Source organism: Nannocystis sp. RBIL2, from assembly GCF_026626745.1.
Classification (GTDB): domain Bacteria; phylum Myxococcota_A; class Polyangia; order Nannocystales; family Nannocystaceae; genus Nannocystis.
On record NZ_JAPNJW010000002.1, the window covers coordinates 1,932,454 to 1,953,673 of the forward strand.

Annotated in this window: 17 protein-coding genes; 15 read left to right on the plus strand and 2 right to left on the minus strand. The window is 72.7% G+C overall.

Annotated elements, in window-relative coordinates; genetic code table 11:
- Nucleotides 1-24: 24 nt before the first annotated feature.
- From dacB to OV090_RS32825, 8 genes are all read left to right on the plus strand, one after another.
- Nucleotides 25-1,515: a D-alanyl-D-alanine carboxypeptidase/D-alanyl-D-alanine-endopeptidase gene (dacB, locus tag OV090_RS32790; RefSeq protein WP_267708608.1), complete on the plus strand. Its 1,491-nt coding sequence runs from the start codon at nucleotides 25-27 to the stop codon at nucleotides 1,513-1,515.
- A 39-nt stretch (nucleotides 1,516-1,554) separates the two neighbouring features.
- The gene (locus tag OV090_RS32795) at nucleotides 1,555-2,616 is read left to right on the plus strand and encodes a DUF2167 domain-containing protein (RefSeq protein WP_267708609.1); all 1,062 of its coding nucleotides are present in this window, start codon (nucleotides 1,555-1,557) and stop codon (nucleotides 2,614-2,616) included.
- A gap of 42 nt (nucleotides 2,617-2,658) precedes the next feature.
- Complete coding sequence (locus OV090_RS32800; protein ID WP_267708610.1) at nucleotides 2,659-3,228, plus strand: HEAT repeat domain-containing protein; 570 nt, start codon at nucleotides 2,659-2,661, stop codon at nucleotides 3,226-3,228.
- Nucleotides 3,229-3,693: 465 nt separating this feature from the next.
- Entirely contained in the window at nucleotides 3,694-4,755 is a 1,062-nt protein-coding gene (locus tag OV090_RS32805) for a diacylglycerol kinase family protein (RefSeq protein ID WP_267708611.1), read from the plus strand.
- Nucleotides 4,756-5,011: 256 nt separating this feature from the next.
- A complete protein-coding gene (locus tag OV090_RS32810) occupies nucleotides 5,012-5,707 on the plus strand; it encodes a response regulator transcription factor (protein WP_267708612.1) in 696 nt (231 codons plus the stop codon).
- Entirely contained in the window at nucleotides 5,704-7,608 is a 1,905-nt protein-coding gene (locus OV090_RS32815) for a HAMP domain-containing sensor histidine kinase (protein WP_267708613.1), read from the plus strand. Before OV090_RS32810 ends, OV090_RS32815 begins: the two co-directional genes overlap by 4 nt.
- 199 nt (nucleotides 7,609-7,807) lie before the next feature.
- Nucleotides 7,808-8,524, plus strand: a complete 717-nt coding sequence (locus tag OV090_RS32820; RefSeq protein WP_267708614.1) for a hypothetical protein — start codon at nucleotides 7,808-7,810, stop codon at nucleotides 8,522-8,524.
- 200 nt (nucleotides 8,525-8,724) lie between these two features.
- The gene (locus tag OV090_RS32825; protein ID WP_267708615.1) at nucleotides 8,725-9,474 is read left to right on the plus strand and encodes a hypothetical protein; all 750 of its coding nucleotides are present in this window, start codon (nucleotides 8,725-8,727) and stop codon (nucleotides 9,472-9,474) included.
- 129 nt (nucleotides 9,475-9,603) lie between these two features.
- Here OV090_RS32825 and OV090_RS32830 read toward each other — a convergent pair whose 3' ends face one another.
- Nucleotides 9,604-10,689 carry a PAS domain-containing protein gene (locus OV090_RS32830; RefSeq protein WP_267708616.1) on the minus strand — a complete coding sequence of 362 codons (1,086 nt, stop codon included), beginning with the start codon at nucleotides 10,687-10,689 and terminating at the stop codon, nucleotides 9,604-9,606.
- A gap of 194 nt (nucleotides 10,690-10,883) precedes the next feature.
- Complete coding sequence (locus OV090_RS32835; RefSeq protein WP_267708617.1) at nucleotides 10,884-12,203, minus strand: BamA/TamA family outer membrane protein; 1,320 nt, start codon at nucleotides 12,201-12,203, stop codon at nucleotides 10,884-10,886.
- A gap of 100 nt (nucleotides 12,204-12,303) precedes the next feature.
- On the opposite strand from OV090_RS32835, the gene OV090_RS32840 reads away from it, so the two are divergent.
- The 7 genes from OV090_RS32840 (at nucleotide 12,304) to ruvA (ending at nucleotide 21,214) form a co-directional block, all read left to right on the plus strand.
- The gene (locus tag OV090_RS32840) at nucleotides 12,304-13,263 is read left to right on the plus strand and encodes an alpha-L-glutamate ligase (RefSeq protein ID WP_267708618.1); all 960 of its coding nucleotides are present in this window, start codon (nucleotides 12,304-12,306) and stop codon (nucleotides 13,261-13,263) included.
- Between the two features lie 195 nt (nucleotides 13,264-13,458).
- On the plus strand, nucleotides 13,459-14,478 hold the full coding sequence (locus OV090_RS32845) for an LLM class flavin-dependent oxidoreductase (protein ID WP_267708619.1): 1,020 nt from the start codon (nucleotides 13,459-13,461) through the stop codon (nucleotides 14,476-14,478).
- A gap of 463 nt (nucleotides 14,479-14,941) precedes the next feature.
- Nucleotides 14,942-16,597, plus strand: a complete 1,656-nt coding sequence (locus OV090_RS32850) for a hypothetical protein (RefSeq protein WP_267708620.1) — start codon at nucleotides 14,942-14,944, stop codon at nucleotides 16,595-16,597.
- Between the two features lie 42 nt (nucleotides 16,598-16,639).
- On the plus strand, nucleotides 16,640-18,892 hold the full coding sequence (locus OV090_RS32855; RefSeq protein WP_267708621.1) for an ATP-dependent RecD-like DNA helicase: 2,253 nt from the start codon (nucleotides 16,640-16,642) through the stop codon (nucleotides 18,890-18,892).
- Between the two features lie 431 nt (nucleotides 18,893-19,323).
- A complete protein-coding gene (locus OV090_RS32860) occupies nucleotides 19,324-20,070 on the plus strand; it encodes a YebC/PmpR family DNA-binding transcriptional regulator (RefSeq protein WP_267708622.1) in 747 nt (248 codons plus the stop codon).
- Nucleotides 20,071-20,084: 14 nt separating this feature from the next.
- Complete coding sequence (gene ruvC, locus OV090_RS32865) at nucleotides 20,085-20,588, plus strand: crossover junction endodeoxyribonuclease RuvC (RefSeq protein ID WP_267708623.1); 504 nt, start codon at nucleotides 20,085-20,087, stop codon at nucleotides 20,586-20,588.
- Nucleotides 20,585-21,214 carry a Holliday junction branch migration protein RuvA gene (gene ruvA, locus OV090_RS32870; protein WP_267708624.1) on the plus strand — a complete coding sequence of 210 codons (630 nt, stop codon included), beginning with the start codon at nucleotides 20,585-20,587 and terminating at the stop codon, nucleotides 21,212-21,214. The genes ruvC and ruvA overlap by 4 nt, the downstream gene beginning before the upstream one ends.
- Nucleotides 21,215-21,220: the final 6 nt, after the last annotated feature.

The following is a 21,220-nucleotide window of genomic DNA, read 5'->3' on the forward strand; positions in this document are numbered from 1 at the left end:
CGGCAAATCACTTAGCCTGGCCGGGTGCGCCCCTCGTTCGGCCAGCGCCTCGCAATCGCCGCCGCGGCCTTCGTGTGCTGCCTCGCTCCGCCCCCGTCGGCCGCGGCCCCGGTCGCCGAGTCCGCGCCTGCCGCCGCGCCGACCGACCTCGCCGGCCAGATCGACCTCCTGTTGCAGGCCAAATTCCTGGCCCGCGCGCGCGTCGGCCTGCTCGTCGTCGACATGGCCACCGGCGCCCGCCTCTACGAGAAGAACCCCGACCTCGGCCTCAACCCCGCCAGCAACATCAAGCTCGTCACCACCGCCGCCGCGCTGTCGCTCCTCGGCCCCGAGCACCGCTACGTCACCCGCGTCTACGCCAAGAAGGGCGCGCTCAAGGGTCACACCGTCGACGGCGACCTCTATCTCAAGGGCGGCGGCGATCCGTCGCTCGTCACCGCTGACCTCTATCAATTGGCCAGCGACCTGCGGGCCCTCGGCATCACCAAGGTCACCGGCGGCCTCGTCCTCGACAGCACCGCCTACGACCGCGACGAGCTGCCGCCGCTGTTCGATCAGAAGGACGAGCTGGCCTCGTTCCGCGCCCCCGGCGGGGCCACTGCAGTCAACTTCGGCACCTACGTCGTCCTCGCCCGCCCCGGCGCCGGCGAGGGTGACCCGGCGATCGTCGCCGTCGACCCGCCCGTCCCCTCGCTCAAGCTCAAGGCCAACACCGCCACCACCGCCACCGGCGCGCGCAACCAACTCAAGCTCGCCATCGGCACCACCGAAGGCGGCGTGGTCGAGATCGCCGTCGACGGCACCATCGGCAAGGACGCCGCCGCGGCCGAGTACCGCTACCCCGTCGCGCGCCCGGCCGAGTACGCCGGCGAGGTGTTCCGCCTCGTCCTCAAGCAGCGCGGCATCGGCATCGGGCGCAGCGCGGTCAAGTTCGAAGCTGTCCCCGAGGACAGCGAGCGCCTGGCCCTCGTGCGCAGCGAGCCGCTCAGCGTGCTCGTCCGCAGCGTCAACAAGCTGTCGAACAACTACGTCGCCGAGCACATCCTCAAGAGCCTCGACGACCACACCCCGGCCAGCTTCGCCGGCGGCCTCGCGCGCGTGCGCACCTGGCTCGCGGGCCTCGGCGTCGGCGTCGACGGCTTCGTCTACAACAACGGCTCCGGCCTCTACGACGCCAACCGGATCAGCGCCGCGCAATTGGTGCAGCTCCTGATCGCAGTCCACCGCGACTTCCGCTACGGCGCCGACTACCTCGCCTCGCTGCCGATCGCCGGCGTCGACGGCACCCTGCGCGGGCGCATGCAGGAGGGCCGGGCCGCCCGTTTCGTGCGCGCCAAGACCGGCTCGCTGGACGGCGTCTCGACCCTCTCGGGCTACGCCGGCGCAGTCGGCCGCCCCCCGCTCGCCTTCGCCATCCTCTTCAACGACCTCGACACCTTCGCCGCCCCGCAGGCGCGCGATCTCCAGAACCAGATCGCCGAACTGCTCGCGGGCGCGGTCGCGGCCCGGCCCTGACCTCTATCGTCCGCCTGAGCCCGGTGCTAGCCTGGCGCGATGAAGCACGTCGCCCTCGTCCTCGGAGCGCTCCTCGCCGGCGCCCCGCTCACCGCTCGCGCCACCGTGTTCGAGGACGGCAACAGCGCCGCGGCCCCGCCGGCCGGCGCCGCGCAGGACGAGGCCCCACCGCCCGGCTGGGACGCGCTCAGCCCCGCCCAGCAGGAGAAGCTGGCCGCGATCGACGAGGCCGGCATCCAGGCGCTGGCCGCCAAGCTCGACCGCGGCGAGACCCTCACCGACGACGAGAAGCTGATCGCCGAGGGCCTGGCGACCCTCATGAGCGCCGAGTTCGACAGCAAGCTGACCTATCAGACAGGTGACATCAAGGTCGGCGACGGCCTCGCCACCTTGCACCTCGGTGAGGACTACCGCTTCCTCGGCCCCGCCGACGCCCGCCGCGTCATCGAGGAGGCCTGGCACAACCCGCCCGGCGAGCAGCCGCTCGGCATGATCGTCCCGGCCAAGCTGAGCCCCGCCGACCCGCGCGGCTGGGGCGTCGTCGTCTCCTACGTCGAGGAGGGCCACGTCGACGACGCCGACGCCGCCAGCATCGACTACGACGAGCTGCTGACGCAGATGAAGGAAGCGACCGAGAAGGAGAACGAGTCGCGCAAGGCCATGGGCTTCCCGGCCATGCACCTGGTCGGCTGGGCCGAGCCCCCGCACTACGACCAGTCGCGCCACAGCCTCTACTGGGCCAAGGAGCTCGGCGGCGACGAGGGCGGCGAGAACTCGCTCAACTACGCGGTGCGCGTGCTCGGCCGCAAGGGCGTGCTCGAGCTCAACGCAGTGTCCGGCATGACGCAGCTGCCCCAGATCCGCCCCGAGATGGAGACGATCTACGGCCGCGTCGAGTTCGACGACGGCAACCGCTACAGCGACTTCAACCCCGACATCGACACCGTCGCGGCCTACGGCATCGGCGGCCTCATCGCCGGCAAGCTGGCCGCCAAGGCCGGCCTGTTCGCCCTCCTCGCCAAGGGCGGCAAGTTCATCGTCCTCGCCATCGTCGGCCTGTTCGCCGGCATCCGCGCCTGGTTCACCCGCAAGAAGGAATAGCCTTCGGGACAGGTCCCTGAGAGCAAGTCCCTCGGGACAGCCATGCAACGCATCGTCATCGAAGATCGCGTCAGCCAGTGGAAGGTCTCCTGCTTCGCCGCGGACCGCGGCCTCGTCTTCTACGACAAGGTCCCCGAGAGCGACGACAACCCCGAGGAGATCATCTGGATCAGCCGCGACAGCGCCACCCGGCTGCACCGGCTCGACGATCGCTTCGCCGGCATCGCCTACCTCGTCGTCGACGGCGCGGACGAGGCGAGCCTGGCCGCGGACGCGATCGACGAGCTCGACGGCCTCTCGCTCGCTACGCTGCTCGCCGCCCTGGCCGTCGACGCCGCCGCGGCGCGGTCGTTCCCGGTGATCGCCTCGCTCGGCGTGCTCGCCCCGCAGTCGTTCGAGCCCCGCGTGTTCGACCACTTCTCCCGCCTGCTCGCCGACGAGGACCCGTCGCTGCGGAGCAAGGCGCTCACTGCCGCCGCCTACCCGACCTGGCCGGAGTTCCTGCCGCTGCTCGAAGCGATGGCGAGCGGCGACCCGGACCTCGAGGTGCGCGAGCGGGCCACAGTCGCCCTGGCCGCGTTCCGCCGCCACCTCGCCGGCGCTGCGACCTGACGGCCTCGCGCCCATCGGTCTCTCGGGACATGTCTTTCAGAGCATGCCCTCGGGAGCAGGCGCACATCGGCCGGGCGCCGGGCGCCGCCCCCGCCGTTCGCTGCGCCTGACTCTCGGGACACCTGCGGACCCCGCTCTCGCTGCGCGCGTCACTGCGCACCACGCCGCTGTCCCCGGGGATCGGCCCGGGCCCGCGGGCCTGCGGGCGCAGCGGCGGCGGACCTTCACTCACGAGCGCCGCGATCGCCGTGCGCACCGGCCTGCGCAGCCGACTGCGTCGCCGGAGGAGCGCGGCGAGGGATCGATGTTCCGCCGCCGCTGCGCCGCGCTGTCGGAGTGACGCACTGCGCATTCGATTGCACACCGCCCGCGTCGCGGCGCACGGCGTGCTCAGCGGGCGCACGTCAGAATTTGTCGCTCACGATCGGGGCGCGTAATGTCTTCCCTCGGCACTTCGGGGTCGCAATGGACGTCGGCATCATCACCAACCCCAACTCGAAGAAGAACTACCGCCGGCCGCAGCGTCGGCGCGCCCTCGAGCAGGCCGTCGGACGTTACGGCGCGGTCGTCGAGACCCGTCGCCTCGACGAGCTCCCGAAGGCGATTCGTAACCTGCGTGAGGCCGGCTGCCGCTACTTCGTGTGCGACGGCGGCGACGGCACCCTCCACTGGGTCCTCAACACCCTCCACGCCGACGCCCAGCAGACCGGCGCCACCCGCCTCCCGATCGTCGTCCCGACCAACGGCGGCACCGTCGACTTCGTCGCCCGCAAGGCCGGCCTCAAGGGCGACGCCGACTCGATCGTCCGCCGCCTCGTCGGCCGGCTCGAGCGCGGCGAGCCGATCCCCACCGTCACGATCGACACCTGCAAGATCGTCGGCGCGCCGATCGGACAGGAACTTTCGGACAGCCCGCAGTCGCCCGCGTTCGAGCGCGTCGGCCTGGCCGCCGCGCTCGGCGGCGTCGCCCAGGCGTTCTTCGACCGCTTCTACGCCCTGCCCAAGGAGCGCGGCGCGCTCGCCATCGCCGGGGTCATCGGCGCCGCTGCAGGCGGCGCCCTGGTCAGCACCCTCGCCAGCAACCTCGCCCCGCCGCTGCAGCGCTTCATCCCCGACGAGATGCGCAGCTACGCCACCGACTTCTTCCGACCCACGCGCGCCCGCGTCGAGGTCGACGGCCGCGAGCTCCCGTTCGCCAGCTTCGCCTCGATGCAGGTCGGCGCGATCGACATCAACCTCGCCGGCGTCGTCCGCTGCTTCCGCCACGCGCGCGAGGGCGGTGTCCTCCACTTCCAGGCCCTCGACACCACCCCTATCGGCGTCGTCGCCAACGTCCCCAACATCGTCCTCGGCACCCCGATCCTCGGCCGCAAGGTCTACGACGACAAGGCTCGCCGCGTGCGGATCACCGCCGAGGACGGCGAGGCTCTGAATCCGGTCATCGACGGCGAGCAGTTCCACGGCCTCGGCCACGTCGAGCTCACCCTCGGCCCCCGCGTCGAGCTGCCCACCTTCGCCTCCAACTGAGCCCCGGGCGCGCTGCGAGCCCCGGCCGCACCTCGTGCCGCCGGGGTCTCTCGCGAGCGCAGTCGAGCGACATGTCCCAAAGTGCATGTCATTCGCCGCTCGCGGTCCGCGAGACCGCGGTCTCAGCCCTGACCGCCATGAACCGCGCCTCCTCCCCGTGCGCCCGCTCCGCCCGCAGCTCCCTCCTGCGCGCCCGCCCGCGAGGTTTTACCGACCTCTTACCGACGCCGCCGCGATCTGTGCCACGATCGTCCGCGTGACCGAGCCTGCCCCGCGGATCTTGATCGTCGAGGACGAGCCGGCGATCCGTCACGGCCTCGTCGAGCTGTTCCGCTCGCAGGGCTACACCCTCGAGGTCGCCGAGGACGGCCACGCTGCGCTCGCGCGCCTCGCCTGCGCCCAGTTCGACCTGGTCCTCCTCGACATCATGCTGCCCGGCGTCGACGGCCTCGGCGTCCTGCGGCAGACCCGGGCCCGCGGCGACCTCGTCCCGGTCCTCGTCCTGACCGCGCGCGGGGCCGAGGCCGACATCGTCGCCGGCCTCGACGCCGGCGCCGACGACTACGTCACCAAGCCGTTCGGCATCCGCGAGCTCCTCGCGCGCGCCCGCGGCCTGCTCCGGCGCAACCGCCCGGCCCCCGCCAGCCAGTCGTTCCGCGTCGGCGACGCCCTCGTCGACCTCGCCCGCCTCAGCATCACCTGGCCCGAAGGACAGCTCGAGCTCACCGCCCGCGAGGGCCTGATCCTCGACTTCCTGCGCGCAAGGCCCGGCGTCGGCGTCACCCGCGAGGAGCTCCTCACCCAGGTGTGGGGCTACCACGACGGCACAGTCCGCACCCGCACCGTCGACGTCCACATCCTCCAGCTGCGCGGCAAGCTGCGCCAGCTGCCCGGCGGCGACGACTGGATCGGCACCGTCCGCGGCCGCGGCTACCGCTGGGACGCGCGATGAGCCCCGCCCGCCGCCGTACCCTCGCGCTCGGCCTCGGCGTGGCCGCGCCGACCCTCGCCCTCGCCCTCGGCTGGCTGCTCGCCGACCTGCGCGAGCGCAGCATGCTCGCCGAGCAGCGCCACGACGAGCTGGTCCAGGCGGCAGAGCTGCTGCGGGCCGCCGCGCGCGAGAGCCTCGAGGAGCTGCGCCGCCGCGAGGACGCGCGCCCGTTCGAGCACTACGGCCGGTTCTACCGCCCGCCCGAGGTGCTCGCGCTCGGCGAGGCAGTGGCCCTCTCGCCGCTGGCCGGCGCGCCCGACGACCCGCGGATCTCCGCCTACTTCCAGCTCGATCCCGACGGCCGCGTGCGCACCCCGTACGCCACCGAGCCCGGCGGCTCGCCGCGCGCGGTCGCGGTCGAGGCCACCGTCGCCGGCCCCGAGTTCGCCCCTTTGCGCGCCCTCAGCTTCGGCAGCGGCGCCGTCGCCGGTGACCAGTCGCTGACAGTCGCCCTCAACGACATGGGCAACGCCGCCTACCGCGACCTCGCCGACGCCCGCCGCGGCGACGCCCTCGCCGCCGAGCGGACCCAGAAGGTCCGCCTGCCGCAGACCAGCCGCAACCTCGTCACCTGGGACACGATCCAGAGCCAGCAGGCCCAGAGCGCCACCCCGCCGCAGCAGGCCAGCGCCGAGCCGGTGTTCGAGGCGATCCAGCAGCAGCGCGTCGTCGGTCCCCAGGGACATGTCCCATCGGACGGGTCGCAAGGGCCATTGCCGAAAGAACATGCCCTCGAGGACATTCCCCAAGAGGCAGGCCCGAGCCTCGACTACTCGCCGATGGCCTACCTGAGGCTCGGCGAGGCCGTCGTCCTGCAGCGGGTCGTCAGCCACGCCGGCGCCGGCTCGGTCCAGGGCGCGGTGCTCGATCGCGGCCGGCTCGCCGGCGAGTGGCTCACCGCGCTGGTCGCCCGCCACGCCCTCCCGGAGGCCACCCCGACGATCGCCGCGACCTCCGCCACCGGCGCCTGCGCGCTCGCGCGGCCGGTCCACGACGAGGTCCTGCCCGACCTCGCGTTCTGCTTCCCCGCCCCTCCGCTCCCGCCCGGCGGCTCGCTCGTCCTGCAGCTCGGCGTCCTGCTCGGCCTCGGCGGCGTGGTCGCGGCGGCGATCGTCGCCCTCGCCCGGGCCGCGCGGCGGTCGGACGAGCTGTCGGCGCAGAAGACCGCCTTCGTGTCGGCCGTCTCGCACGAGCTGCGGACCCCGCTGACCACCCTGCGCATGCACGCCGAGATGCTGCAGGAGGGCCTCGTCGCGCCCGAGCGCCTGCCCGTCTTCTACGACGACCTCGCCCACGAGAGCGTGCGACTGAGCCGCCTGGTCGAGAACGTCCTCGCGGTCGCCCAGCTCGAGGAGGGCCGGCGCGTCCTGCAGCTGCGGCCGGGCGATCTCGCCGCGCAGATCCGCGACATCGTCGACGACCAGGCGCGTCACGTCGAGCGGCGCGGCTTCCCGCCGGTCGAGCTCGCTCTCCCCGACGAGCCGGTGACCGTCCGCAGCGACCCGCAGGCGGTCGAGCAGATCCTCGTCAACCTCCTCGACAACGCCCTCAAATACGCCGCCGACGCGCGCGCGGCCGGCCTGCGCGTGGAGCTCGCGGTGGTGGCCGATCAGGCCGTACTGCGCGTCCAGGACCGCGGCCCCGGCATCCCCGAGGCCGACCGCGACCGCGTGTTCGACCGCTTCTACCGGGTCGCGCGTGAGCGCGACGCCCACACCCCCGGCACCGGCCTCGGCCTCGCCCTCGTGCGCGAGCTGGCTCGCGGGCACGGCGGCGACGCCGTGGCGGCCGCGCGCCCGGGCGGCGGCGCCGAGCTCCAGGTCCGCTTCCCGCTCGCATCCGCCGCGGTCCGGCCGACGTGATCGACGCGTCGTGACCTGCAGCGGCAGCGCGGCATCTCGCTACACCACCGCCGCCCGTCGTTCCCGCGCAGCCGGCCGGCCTCGAACGATCTCGCAGACTTGCGGCCGGCCCCCGGGCGTCGGGCGGAAGTACGCGTCTTGCTGAGGCCAGGACCCGGGGGCAAACTAATGCACGCTCGCCCCCATTGAGGAGCTCAGCATGATTCGCCGCGCCGCCCCGCTCGCCGCCGCCCTCGCCGTCACGCTCGCCTGCCCCGAGGTCTTCGCCAGTCCTTGGGGACATGTCCCTGCGAACCTGTCCCTTCGTTCCAACGTCCAGCAGCCCGCGACGGAGACCACCGTCGTCGTCGAGTCCGGGCCCGCCGCGCCGGCGCCCGTCGCTGCCCCCGCGCCCCAGCCCTACGCCGACCCCGCCGCGCCCGCCCCGGTCGCCGAGGGTCCGCAGCCCTACGCCGACCCCGGCAGCACGCCCACCGTCAGCTACGCCCCGCCGCCGCCGATGCCCCGCAAGCGCCGCAAGGGCCTGATGATCGGCGGCTGGGTCATGTTCGGCTCGTCGTACCTGGCGACCGCCTTCGTCGCCGCCATCGTCCACGACACCTGCAACCTGACCCGCAACCCCAACTGCAAGAACGCCGCCGCCTTCAGCCTGATCCCCGCGATCGGCCCGTTCATGGCCATCCCCTACATCGAGACCGACGCGATCACGCCCAAGGTCCTGATGGCCTTCCCGGCGCTGGTCCAGATCGCCGGCCTGACGATGGGCATCATCGGCACCGTGCAGTTCGTCCGCGACGGCCGCGAGCCGCGCTACGTCGGCGTCGACGGCGTCAAGCTCGGCAACAAACTGCGCCTCGGCGTCGCCCCCACCCGCTTCCTCGACGGCGGCACCCTCACCCTGGGCGCCCGCTTCTGACCTCCTTCTTCACGCCCCGCGTCTCGTCGCGTCTTCACCACGCCCCGCGGCTCCTTGCCTCGCCCCCCCTCGCCTCGCCCCCCCTCGCCTCGCCCCCCCTCGCCTCGCCCCCCCTCGCCTCGCCCCCCCTCGCCTCGCCCCCCCTCGCCTCGCCCCCCCTCGCCTCGCCCCCGGTCACCTGAACTCAAGGACCTGTCCTCATGTTCACGTCGCGCATCGCCGCCCTCACCGCCGCCGTCAGCCTCGTCGGCCTCCCGCTGGTCCCGAACACCGCCGCCGCCAGCCCCTACCTCGTCCAGCTGCACGCCGACGGCGACGTCCCCGCGGGTTACGCCCCGGCCGGCACGCACGAGGTGATCGTCGAGGCCGTGCCGGTGCCCGAGGCGCCGCCGGCCCCGCCCGAGCCGGTGGTGGCCGAGGCCGTGGTCGTCACCACGCCCACGGTCCAGCCCTACAACGACCCCTCGCTGCGCGGCCCGACCACGACCACCGTGATCGTCGCCCCGCCGCCGGCCCCGCCCGCGGCCCCGCGCCGCCCGATCCCGCCGCCCAAGCGCGGCCTCGGCCTGATGATCGCCGGCTTCTCGATGTTCGGCACCACCTACCTGCTCACCGCCTGGGCCGGCGCCATGAGCCACGACGGCCACGGCGGCTGCAACCGCACCAAGCACGACTGCCGCGAGATGGGCAAGGCGCTGATGGTCCCGTTCGTCGGCCCCATGCTGGCCGCGCAGAGCTCCGACAGCGCGCGCGAGACCTTCGGCCTGTTCCTCGTGTCCGGCATCCAGATCGCCACCTTCGTCATGGGTGTCGTCGGCGCCGTCCGCTACTCGCGCTACAAGAACTGGGAGCGCAACCTCGCCGGCATCCCGGTCGGCAAGACCGGCCTCGCGGTCGCGCCGATGCCCCGCTTCGACGGCGGCGGCCTCGGCCTCAACTACCGCTTCTGAGCGCGGCCCACCGCCTCACGACTCGGCCCGCGGCGCCTCGCACCGCGGGCCGACACCCATCGTCAGGTCGTCACGGCCCTCGCTTCGTCACGGCCCTCGCTTCGTCACGCTTCACGCCTTTCACGCCTTTCACGCCTTCGCGCCGATGCAGTACTTGAGCGCCTGACGCAGCGTGGCGAACACCTGGATCCCGCGCAGGTCGACGCCGAGGGTGACGATCGTCTGGGCGATGCCGGGGTTGATGCCCGTGATCACCCCCTCCGCGCCGAGCAGGCGGATCGCGCGGATCATCGAGATCAGGTGGTTCGCCGTCGACGTGTCGACCACCTCGATCCCCGTCATGTCGAGGATGGCATGCCGCGCGCGCATGCGGCCGACGTGCTGCAGCAGACTGTCCATGATCTCGGCCGTGCGCACGCTGTCGACCAGGCCGATGATCGGCAGCGCGAGGATCCCCTCCCACACCTCGATGATCGGCGTCGACAGCTCGCGGATCACCCGCTGCTGGCGCTCGATGAGCTCGATCTTCTCGAGCAGCTCCCGCTCGCGCGCGCGGGTGGCCGTGACCTCGAGCGTGATCGTCACCAGACCGGCGTCGCAGCCCTCGGGGACCGGGATGTGCCAGTTCTCCCAGATCTTCCCATACTCCTCGAGCACCGTCATCGGCATCGACTCGCCGGCCAGGCCGCGGCGGATGAACTCCGCCGACTCGCTCTTCGCGTACAGGTCGAACGCGTTCTGCCCGACGAACTGATTGGGGGCGATGCCGATCGCCTCGAGGCCCTTGCCCTCGACCAGCATGTACGTGCCCTCGCGGTCGAACACGCTGACCACCGTCGGCAAGTGGCTGAGGAACGCCCGCAGCGCCGAGTGCTCGATCTGCGCCTGCTTCTCGGCCGCCACCGTCGCGGTCACCTCGCGCCCGTAACAGACCACCCCGATCCGCGCGCCTGCCTCGTCCTGCACCGTCGCGGGCGCCCACTCGATCACGCGCCCGTCGGCCAGAGTCAGGCGCACCGTGGGACTGTCCTCGAGGACAGCTCGCCAGTCCTCGCCGCGCAGCGGCACCAGCTCCGCGACGTCGCGCCCCGAGACCGCCTCGCTCGTCACGCCCAGCAGCTGCTCGGCGCCCTCGCTCCACTCGGTGACTCGCAATTCCAGGTCGAGCCCGACCACCGCGAAAGGGACCCGATGGCCCCCGCTACGTCGTTCCATCCCCGGATTTCAGCACAACCACCGCCTGCGCCGCAGGCGCCTTGCTGCCCTGCGCCCGACCTGCACTCACGCGCGCCGGACCCTCCGTGCTGCCGCGGAGCACCGCGCGGCAGCCCGCCGCACGTCGACCGACACGCGGCGCTGGAACGCGCTCTAGAACAGGTTTCTCCTGACATGTCCTTACGGACATGTCCTTAAAACGCGTGCTCGCTCTGCAGGTACAGCGCCCCGCCCTCCTTGCCGAAACCGCCCTCGACGCGGAACACCACGAAGCGGTCCCAGATCAGGAGCAGGCCCGGCCCGCCGGACACGTACCAGTGCTTGAGGAGGTCGGCCATCGTCTGCGACACCAGGCCGGCCTCGACGAACAGCTCGAGACCGACCCCGAGCGTGTGTCGGCGGATCTTGAACTCGACCGGCGCGAACCGCAGCTCGAACGAGGCGGTCGCCTTCTGCTTGCCGATGAAGCGGCGGCGGCCGAAGCCGCGGCCGACGAACGCGCCGCCGTAGGCGTCCATCGGGAACAGCCCGCCGAACTCGCCGAGCGTCATCAGCGGCGGCTCGCCCCACAGCGAGTCGAACGTGAAGCGGTGGGCCAGCACCACGTTCGACTGGCCGAGCGACCAGTAGTGGCGCATCGTCGTGTGGAAGCGGCCCCAGTTCGACGTCGAGCCGGTCCACTTGCCGGCCGCGTCGAACGTCACGTCGATGAGGCTGCCCTCGGTCGGGCTCCAATCGTTGTCGCGGCTGTCCCACGTCAGGCCGAGGCGGACGATGCCGCGCCGCGTCGTCCCCTCGGCGCTCGGGAACTCCTCGACCAGCCGGCTGTTCGCGTAGCCGCGGACGATGTCGACGTAGTAGAAGATCCCCGAGTAGTGGCGCAGCGTCCCCGGCGATCGGCCCGGGCGCTCGACGGTGTACAGCGGGTGCTCGAAGGTGAACCACCCGCCCCAGTTGTCCATCCGGATCAGGTTGTGGGGCGACTGCAGCTCCGCCGGCGTGATCGTGGCGTGGTTGTTGACCCCGTAGAACGGATAGACGGGGTCGAGCGAGGCCCAGAAGCCGAAGTTGAAGATCTCGCGGCGGCCCAGCATGTCGCGCATGCGGGCGCTGATGATGTGGTCCTGCACCAGCTTGGTCGACACGCGCGACCACGCCAGGCCGTACACGCGGTTGAAGTTGTCGTTGGGCAGGCGGTAGGCGTAGTTGAGCGAGCCGCCGAGAGTCAGGCCGGTTGCGGGCTGCGAGCTCAGATGCGGCAGCGGCAGCAGGCGGTGACGGTTGTCGCGCTGCCGACGTTGGCGTTTGCGGAAGCGGCGGCCGGCCGGCGGCGTGACCGGCACCGTCGCCTCCGGCAGCTCCGGCTTCGGCGGGCCGTTGTCGATGCTGACGGCCAGCGGCTGGGCGGGCGGCAGCTTCGGCCCCTCCGGCAGCACGCCCGGCGGCGTCGCCGGCGTCGCGCCGGGGACGGGCGACGGCGCGAGCGCGAGGGCGATGGCGCAGGCGGCGAACAAGGATTCGGAGTCCGCGGCAGTGTTGACCGCGCGCGCAGCCGATGCAAGCGCTCGCTTGCCTGCTCAGCGCGGCGCGCGCTACCGTGCCCCCACTACGAAGATGCCCGCCCCGATCGCCATCTTCTACGAACACCCCGATTGGTTCCGTCCTCTGTTCGCCGAGCTCGAGCGGCGCCACCTCCCGGTGGTCCGTCTCGCCGCCGATCAGAGCCGCTTCGACCCCGCCGAGCGCGAGCCGCCGTACGGCCTCGTGTTCAACCGCGCAAGTCCCTCCGCCTACCTGCGCGGGCGCGGCCAGACCACGCATTACACTCTCGCAATTTTGCGGCACTGGGAGCGGCGCAAGATCCCCGTCGTCAACGGCAGCGCCGTCTACCGCTACGAGGTCTCCAAGGCCGACCAACTCGGCCTCCTCGACGACCTCGGCCTCGGCTATCCGCGCGCCCGGGTCATCAACCACGCCAGCCAGGCGCTGCCCGCCGCCGAGGGCCTGCGCTGGCCGATCCTCGTCAAGGCCAACGTGGGCGGCAGCGGGGCCGGCATCCGTCGCTTCGACGCGCCGGCCGAGCTCGCCGAGGCCGCCGATCGCGGCGAGCTCGATCTCGGCGTCGACCAGACCGCGCTCGTGCAGGAGCTGTGCCCTCTGCGCGGCGGGCGGATCGTGCGCGTCGAGGTCGTCGGCCGCAAGTTCCTCTACGCGATCGAGGTCTTCCCCCCGCCCTCCTCCTTCAACCTGTGCCCGGCCGACGCCTGCCAGACCGCCGACGGTCGCGACCTCGTGCGCTCGGCCTGCGCCCTCGATGCCCCGAAGACGGGCATGCGCGTCCAGGGCTACACGCCCCCGCCCGAGGTCATCCGCGCGGTCGAGGCGATCGCCGAGGCGGCCGCGCTCGACGTCGGCGGCGTCGAGTACCTCGTCGACGACCGCGACGGCGAGATCGACTACTACGACATCAACGCCCTCTCGAACTTCGTCGCCGACGCGCCGAACGTCGTCGGCCTCGACGCCTTCGCCCGCTGCGTCGACTACCTGCAGGCCCGCTGGGAGGCCGGCATCTGACCCTTGGGCCATGTAGGAACAGACATGCGACGCCTCCGCGCCCTCGCCCGCTCGGCGTCCACCCTTTCGCCCCTGTAGGACGGACATGCGACGCCTTCGCAGCTCAGCCGGTGCCTACCCCTTAACAAACATGCAACTCCGCCGCCCCCTCGCCGCCCGGCCCGCACCTGACCCTTCGACCCTGTAGGAACGGACATGCGCTTCGGTTATTGGCTCCCAGTGTTCGGCGGCTGGCTGCGCAACGTGCCCGACGAGGGCATGGCGGCCACCTGGGACTACGCGCGCCGGCTCGCAGTGCGCAGCGAGGAGCTCGGCTACGACCTCACCCTCGTCGCCGAGCTGTTCCTCAACGACATCAAGGGCCCGGCCGCGCCGGCGCTCGACGCCTGGACCACCGCGGCCGCGCTGGCGGCCGTCACCACCCGCCTCGAGCTCATGGTCGCGGTGCGCCCGACCTTCCACAGCCCGGCGATCTTCGCCAAGCAGGCCGCCAACCTCGACCGGATCAGCGGCGGCCGGCTCGCGCTCAACGTCGTCTCTTCGTGGTGGTCCGACGAGGCCCGCCGCTACGGCGTCCGCTTCGAGCGCCACGACGACCGCTACGCCCGCACCGACGAGTGGCTGCAGGTCGTCACCGGCGCCTGGAGCGAGCCCGAGTTCTCGTTCCGCGGCCAGTACTACGAGGTCGAGGCGTGCGTGCTCGAGCCCAAGCCGGCGCGACGGCCCGTGATCTATGCGGGCGGCGAGTCCGAGGCCGCGAAGTCGCTGATCGCCCGCGCCTGCGACGCCTACGTCATGCACGGCGACCCGCCCGAGCGCGTGGCCCCCAAGATCGCCGACATGCGCCGCCGCCGGGACGCCCTCGGCCTGCCGCCGATGCAGCACGGCATGGCCGCCTACGTCATCGTCCGCGCCAGCGAGGCCGAGGCCGAGCGCGAGCGGGCGCGGATCACCGACGTCTCCGAGGGCTCGCCCGGCTACGCCAACTACCGCGACTTTCTACAAAACACCCAGCTCGAGCAGCAGGTCAGCCGCGAGGACTACTCGGTCTCGAACCGGGGCCTGCGCGCCGGCCTGGTCGGCACGCCGGAGCAAGTCGCCGACCAGATCCGCCGCTTCGAAGCCGCCGGCGTCGACCTCCTGCTCCTGCAGTGCAGCCCGCAGCTCGAGGAGATGGAGCGCTTCGCCGCCGAGGTGATGCCGCTGCTGCGCTGAGATCTTTTTCCCGACATGTCCTATGCGACATGTCCTATCCGACGTTACCTAAACGACATACCCCGAGTGACATGTCGGAACCATTCGACGGATCGCCGCCCCGGCCTCGCTGACCAGCGCACGCGCCCTGCGCCGCGAACAGGTCACCGCGCTGGACCCGAGGACAGCTCTCCGCCTCGCGGCGGACCGCGCATGGCGGTCAGCGCATCGAGCTCGGCTGACCGCGCCGGACACGAGCGGTCGCCAGGACAGCTCGCGGACCGACGAAAGACAGCGACTCGCAGTCGACGATGAGCGCGCCGCGCCCGGCTGTCCGCATGGGCCAGGGCTCGAACCGAGCCGTCCGCTCTCATGCAGTTCCTGCCCGCTCTGCTGTCAGCCTCGTCTGCCCCCAACCGGCCTTGGCGCGCCCGCTCACATCGACGTCCTGCAAAACATCCCCGCCGCCGCGCGACCTCTCGGTGTGAGACTCCGGCTCCTCCTCGCCCTCGCCTTCGTCCCCTCCTGCATCGACTTCGTCCTCGACGCCGACCTCGACGGTCCGCGCGTCCTCGCCAGCGACTTGCCCGGTCCGCGCGCAGTCGAGGTCCCCGTCGCGGGTCCGTGGCGGCTCGAGTTCAGCGAGCCGCTCGACCCTCGCCGCCTGCGCGTCGCCCTGCTCGCCTGGGAGACCGTCGGCGCCTGCGAGCTCACCCCCGAGTGCGACGAGGGCAGCTGCGAGCGCGGGCGCTGCCAGGTCGACCCGATCGCCGACGCCGACCTGCGCGCCCTGGAGCGCGGCGACCCGCTCGACGGCGCCATCCCGCTCGCCCTCACCCTCGAGGACCTGCCCAAAAGACCAGGCACTCGCCTGCACATCACCCCGGAGCGCCCGCTCGCAGCGCACGCCCGCCACAGCCTCCTCGTGTTCGCCCGCGACCGCCGCGGCGCGCCGCTGGTCGACGACGACGGCGAGGCAGTCGTGTGGCGGCGCGACCTCGTCACGGCCGGCCCCGCCAGCTCGGGCCCGGCGCCGCGGCTCGTCTCGCCGCCGCCCGGGGCCGACCTCGTGCCCACCGATCTCGCCCGCATCGACACCGCCTTCGCTCGCCCGGTCGCCCCCGTCCCCGGCGACACCTTGCAGCTGCGCGCCGCCGATCATCAGCGCGAGCTCGTCGATCCCGTCGCCTGTCCCGGCTGGGTGCCCGGCCTCTGCCTGTCCTGGAGGACAGCCGAGCTGCTCGCCCCCGGCGCGGTCTACGAGCTCGCCGGCGGCAGCCTGCGCGACCGCGCCGGCCGTCCGCTGGTCCCCGCGCGCGAGTTCGCCGCCTTCCGCACCGGCCCCGGCCCCGACCTCAGCCCGCCCGATCTCGGCGGCCTCGTGTTCGCCCAGCTCGGCCGCTGCCTGCACGCGCGCCTGCACGCCCGCGAGCCGCTGCGCCTGCGCCTCACCGCCGGCCCGGCCGCGCGCGAGCTGGTGGCCCCGCCCGGCCCCGTCGACCTCGCAGTCCGCCTGGACGCCCCCGCCGGCGCCCGCGTCACCGCCACCCTCCAGGCCTGGGACCTCGCCGGCCGCGCCGCCGAGCGCAGCGCCGAGCATGTCCTCGGGGACAGCTTCGATCGCGCCGCCCCGCCGCTGGCGCTCGCCGAGGTGCTCGCCAACCCGCGCGGCCGCGAGCCCGCGCAGGAGTTCGTCGAGCTGGCCGATCTCCGCGCCGCCGGCGACCCGCTCCTCGTCAGTGGCCTACGCCTCGTCGACGGCCCCGCGGGCGCCCTCGACCTCGGCGGCGGCGATCCGCTGCCGCAGTTCACCTCCGCGCCCGGCCAGCGCCACGTGGTCGTCCCCGCCGCCTACGACCCGGCCCAGGGCGACGATCCGGGCCCGCCGCCGGGCGCCTCTTTGATCCGCGTCGACGCCTCGCTGGCGGCCGGCGGGCTCAAAAACAGCCCCGGCGAGGCGCTCCTCCTGGTCTTCGAGGCAGGTGCGAAAGGACCTGTCGTATTGGACAGTTACGGCGGCTGGCACGACCCGGGCGATCTCCCGGGGCGCTCGCTCGCCCGCGACCCGGGCGGCTGCGACACCCCCGCCGCCTGGGCCCCGCACCCGAGCGGCCGCGCGAACCCGGGCACAGGCCCGTGAACGTTGCCGATCGGCGCGCGATGGGCGATGCTCCGCCGCCGCATGGCGACCCCCGAGACCCCCGAGAACGAAGCCGCCGGCGAGCGGATCGAGGGGGCCGTGCTGCGCGTCGTCCACCACAACCCGCAGACCCGCTACACGGTGCTGCGGGTGGTGCGGCCCGGCGAGGTCGCGCCGCAGACGTGGGTCGGCCGCTCGACCGGCATCGAGGAGGGCATGCAGGTCACTGCCGCGGGCGAGTGGACGCACCACCCGAACTACGGCAAGCAGTTCAACTTCGCCAGGATCGCCGCCAAGGCCCCGACCACCCTGCCCGGCATCCAGCGCCGGCTCGAGCGCTACCCCGGCCTCGGCGCCGAGAAGGCTGAGCGGATCGTCCAGCGCTTCGGCCTCGACACCCTGGGGATCCTCGACAAGTCGCCGCGCCGCCTGCTCGAGGTCGAGGGCATCGGCCCCAAGACGCTCGAGCGGATCCTGGCCCACCACACCGCGCGCGGCGGCCCGACCGCGGAGATCGAGAATCAACTGCTCGAGCTCGATCTGCCGACCCACTTCGCCGACGCGATCAGCCAGCGCTTCGGCGAGACCGCCCTCACCATCCTGCGCCAGCACCCCTACCGCCTGGCCCGCGAGGTGCGCGGGATCGGCTTCATCACCGCCGACAAGATCGCCCGCGCCCTCGGCGTCGACCTCGAGAGCGACGAGCGCATCGAGGCCGGCCTGTTCCACACCCTCGAGCAGTCGGAGCAGAACGGCCACTGCGCCCTGCCGATGCCGATCCTCGTGCAGAACGCCGAGCGCCTGCTCGAGCTGCCGCCGGCCCGCATCGAGGCCGAGGCGATGAAGCTCGTCCACTCCGGCGCGCTCGTGCTCGACCGGCGCGAGGGCGACGAGGGCGAGCCGCTGCCGCCGCTGTGCTACCCGCCGCGCTTCTACGACGCCGAGCGCAACGTCGCCGAGATCCTCACCGACATCGCCCTCGGCGCCGGCAAGGGCCGCGGCCGCTGGACCGAGGTCGCACCGCCGCCGGGTCTGTCGGCCGGCCAGCTCGCCGCGATCGCGGCCATCCGCGACGCCGGCCTCGTCATCCTGACCGGAGGGCCAGGTACGGGCAAGAGCACCGTCACCCGCGCCATCATCGACACCGCGCTCGCCAACGAGTCGCCGGTGCTGCTGGCTGCGCCGACCGGCCGGGCCGCCAAGCGGCTCGCCGAGGCCACCGGCCAGCGCGCCACCACCATCCACCGCCTGCTCGAGATCGAGGGCGGCACCGGCGAGTTCTTCCACAACGCTCAGAACCCGCTGCCCGAGGGCCTGGTCGTGATCGACGAGGCCTCGATGCTCGACCTCCCGCTGGCCGAGGCGCTGCTCCTGGCGCTCACGCCCCAGCACCGCCTCTTGCTGGTCGGCGACGCCGATCAGCTGCCCTCGGTCGGCCCCGGCAACGTCCTGCGCGACGTCCTCGCCGCGGCCGACCGCCCCGACTCGCCGATCCCGGTGGTGCGCCTGACCCAGATCTTCCGCCAGGCCGAGGGCTCGTCGATCGTCACCTCGGCGCACGCGATCTTGCGCGGCAAGGTCCCCGACTCCGACCGCAGCGAGGGCGGCCAGTTCTACGTCGTCCAGGCCCGCGACAGCGAGCGCGCCCACGAGCTGGTGCTCAAGGCCATCACCGAGCGGATCCCCAAGGCCTACGGCCTCGACCCGCGCACCGAGGTCCAGGTGCTGTGCCCGATGCACAAGGGCAAGGCCGGCACCGAGGCCCTCAACGCCGCGCTCCAGGCCCATCACACCGCCGGCGCGCCCGAGCTGGTGCTGCCCGGCCGCCAGCCGCGGATCTTCCGCGTCGGCGACCGCGTGATGCAGACCAAGAACGACCACGAGCGCGGCGTCTTCAACGGCGACATCGGCCTCGTCACCGCCGTCGACCCCGACCGCCAGATCCTCACCGTCGAGATCGACGGCGACCCGGTCTCTTACGACAGCAAGCAGCTCAACGCGCTGCAGCTCGCCTACGCCGTCTCGATCCACAAGAGCCAGGGCAGCGAGTTCCCCGCCGTGGTCGTGCCGCTGCTCGGCGAGCACCACGTCATGCTGCGCCGCAACCTCCTCTACACCGCCGTCACCCGCGCCCGCCGCCTGTGCGTCCTGGTCGCCGACCCACGCGCCCTGACGCAGGCCGTCCACCGCAGCGACGCCGCCCGCCGCTTCACCGGCCTGCGCGAGCGCCTGCTCGCCGCCCTGCGCGAGCGCCTCGGCGAGCGCCGGACCGTGCGCCACATCGACAGCGCCTGAGCGACCGGCGCTGGTCCTGGGGACATGTCCTCTTCGCCATGACCTCGAGCACATGGCTCTTTGAACATGTCTTACAGAGCATGCCGCGAACGATCTTCGCGGCGAGCCGACCCGTGCACTTGAGGCGTGGCCAGGGCCATGCGGGATCGGCGCCGGGCCCTGCGGCGCTCCGGGGGTGACCTGGCGGCTCGATCTCCGGCGCCTCCGCTGCCTCCCCGCTGACGGCGACGTCTCGCGGCGGAACTCACCGCGCTCGACGCAGCCGATCGCCGCGATCACCGCCGGCGGTCGAACAGGGTCCGAACGCACGTTCCGAAGCGCCGCCGACGGGCCCGGGGTGCCGGCGCCGACGCGGCCCGGGAGACCCTCCTCCCGGGCCCTGCGGGGGTGCTTTTTTCCGCCAGGCGCGTGTGGTACTGACCTCGGTCAGCATGTCCGGCCACAGCAAATGGTCCACGATTAAGCGCAAGAAGGGGGCGCTCGACGCCCAGCGTGGCAAGATCTTCACCAAGATCGCCCGCGAGATCATGGTCGCCGCGAAGGACGGCGGAGGCGACCCGGCCGGCAACCCGCGCCTGCGCACCGCGCTCCTCGCGGCCAGGGCCGCCAACATGCCGAAGGAGAACCAGGAGCGCGCGATCAAGAAGGGCACCGGCGAGCTCGCCGGCGTCACCTTCGAGAACGTGCTCTACGAGGGCCGCGGCCCCGGTGGTTCGTGCTTCATCGTCGAGGTGCTGACCGACAACAAGAACCGCACGGTCGCGGAGATCCGCACCGCCTTCGGCAAGTCGGGCGGCGAGATGGTGTCGAGCGGCGCGGTCGCGTGGATGTTCGATCACAGGGGCGTGCTCGAGGTCCCCAAGGCCAAGATCAGCGAAGAGGCGCTGATGGAGCGGGCGCTCGGCGCCGGCGGCGAGGACATCCAGGACTGGGGCGAGACGTGGGCCATCATGTCGTCGCCGGGCGACCTCGCCGGGCTGCAGACCGAGCTCGCCGACCTCGAGCCCAGCGGCGGCGTGCAGTGGATCGCCAAGCCCGAGAACGAGAAGGCGCTCGACGGCGACGTGGCGGTCTCGGTGGCCAAGTTGTGGGCCAAGCTCGACGAGCACGACGACGTCCAGAGCTGCTACACCAACGCCACCCTGCCCGACGAGGTCATGGAGGAGCACGGCCCGTAGGCCGCGGACCCCCGTTGTCGACCGCCACGCGGATCCTCGGCGTCGATCCCGGCACACGGATCGTCGGCTACGGCCTCCTCGATCACCGGCAGGGGGCCCGCCCCGCCTATGTCGAGTGCGGCGTCATCCGCCTGCGCCAGGAAGACCCGATGGCCGTGCGCCTGTCCGTCCTCGCCCGCACGATCGCCGAGCTCATCGTCGAGTTCGGCCCGCGCGTCCTGTCCCTCGAGGCAGCCTTCCACGGCGTCAACCCCAGCTCCGCGCTCAAGCTCGGCCAGGCGCGCGGCGCAGTGATGGCCGTCGCCGCCGAGCGCGGCCTCGAGGTCGCCGAGTACCCGCCCGCCTACGTCAAGCGCGCCGTCGTCGGCCACGGCCGCGCCACCAAAGAGGACGTCATGGCCCGCGTGCAGCTGCTGTTCGGCCTGGCGCGCGCCCCCACGGCCGACGCAGCCGACGCCCTCGCCATCGCGCTGTGCCACGTGCACGCGCCCAAGCTGCCCCGGAGGACAGGTCCATGATCGGCTGGTTGTCGGGCATCGTCGTCTACCGCGACGCCAGGCAGGGCGTCGTCGTCCTCAACGTCGGCGGCGTCGGCTACGAGCTGCGCGTGTCGCTGCAGACCCTCGCCGCCGTCGGCGACCCCGACGAGCACTGCGCCCTGTGGGTCCACACCCACGCCCGCGAGGACGCTCTGCTGCTGTTCGGCTTCGCCACCCAGGCCGAGAAGCAGCTGTTCCTGCTGCTGACCGGCGTGCCCAAGGTCGGTCCCAAGCACGCGATGGCGGTCCTCGGCGGCTTCCCGCTGGCCGAGCTGGTCGACCACCTCACGCAGGGCCGCGAGGTCATGCTGACGAAGATCCCCGGCATCGGCAAGAAGACCGCCGAGCAGATCCTGCTGTCGATCGCCGACAAGGTCGCCTCCTTCGCCACCGAGCTCGAGGGCAGCCCGCGCGGCCCCACCCCGGCCAAGGCCGAGCCCGAGCCGCCGGCGATCGTCGAGGAGGCCAAGCAGGTGCTGATCGACCTCGGCTGGCGCGTCAAGGAGGTCGAGGTCGCCCTGGCCAAGCTCACCGCCGGCGGCCCCGTCACCGCCTCCATCGACGACCTGGTGCGGCGGACGCTGGCCCAGCTGATGGAGCGCTGAGGCGCT

Excerpts from the sequence above, each read along its gene's own strand:
- OV090_RS32795 (WP_267708609.1), top strand. The coding sequence starts at position 1,555 with ATGAAGCACGTCGCCCTCGTCCTCGGAGCGCTCCTCGCCGGCGCCCCG.
- OV090_RS32800 (WP_267708610.1), top strand. The coding sequence starts at position 2,659 with ATGCAACGCATCGTCATCGAAGATCGCGTCAGCCAGTGGAAGGTCTCC.
- OV090_RS32805 (WP_267708611.1), top strand. The coding sequence starts at position 3,694 with ATGGACGTCGGCATCATCACCAACCCCAACTCGAAGAAGAACTACCGC.
- OV090_RS32815 (WP_267708613.1), top strand. The coding sequence starts at position 5,704 with ATGAGCCCCGCCCGCCGCCGTACCCTCGCGCTCGGCCTCGGCGTGGCC.
- OV090_RS32820 (WP_267708614.1), top strand. The coding sequence starts at position 7,808 with ATGATTCGCCGCGCCGCCCCGCTCGCCGCCGCCCTCGCCGTCACGCTC.
- OV090_RS32825 (WP_267708615.1), top strand. The coding sequence starts at position 8,725 with ATGTTCACGTCGCGCATCGCCGCCCTCACCGCCGCCGTCAGCCTCGTC.
- OV090_RS32830 (WP_267708616.1), bottom strand. The coding sequence starts at position 10,689 with ATGGAACGACGTAGCGGGGGCCATCGGGTCCCTTTCGCGGTGGTCGGG.
- OV090_RS32840 (WP_267708618.1), top strand. The coding sequence starts at position 12,304 with ATGCCCGCCCCGATCGCCATCTTCTACGAACACCCCGATTGGTTCCGT.
- OV090_RS32845 (WP_267708619.1), top strand. The coding sequence starts at position 13,459 with ATGCGCTTCGGTTATTGGCTCCCAGTGTTCGGCGGCTGGCTGCGCAAC.
- OV090_RS32855 (WP_267708621.1), top strand. The coding sequence starts at position 16,640 with ATGGCGACCCCCGAGACCCCCGAGAACGAAGCCGCCGGCGAGCGGATC.
- OV090_RS32860 (WP_267708622.1), top strand. The coding sequence starts at position 19,324 with ATGTCCGGCCACAGCAAATGGTCCACGATTAAGCGCAAGAAGGGGGCG.
- ruvA (WP_267708624.1), top strand. The coding sequence starts at position 20,585 with ATGATCGGCTGGTTGTCGGGCATCGTCGTCTACCGCGACGCCAGGCAG.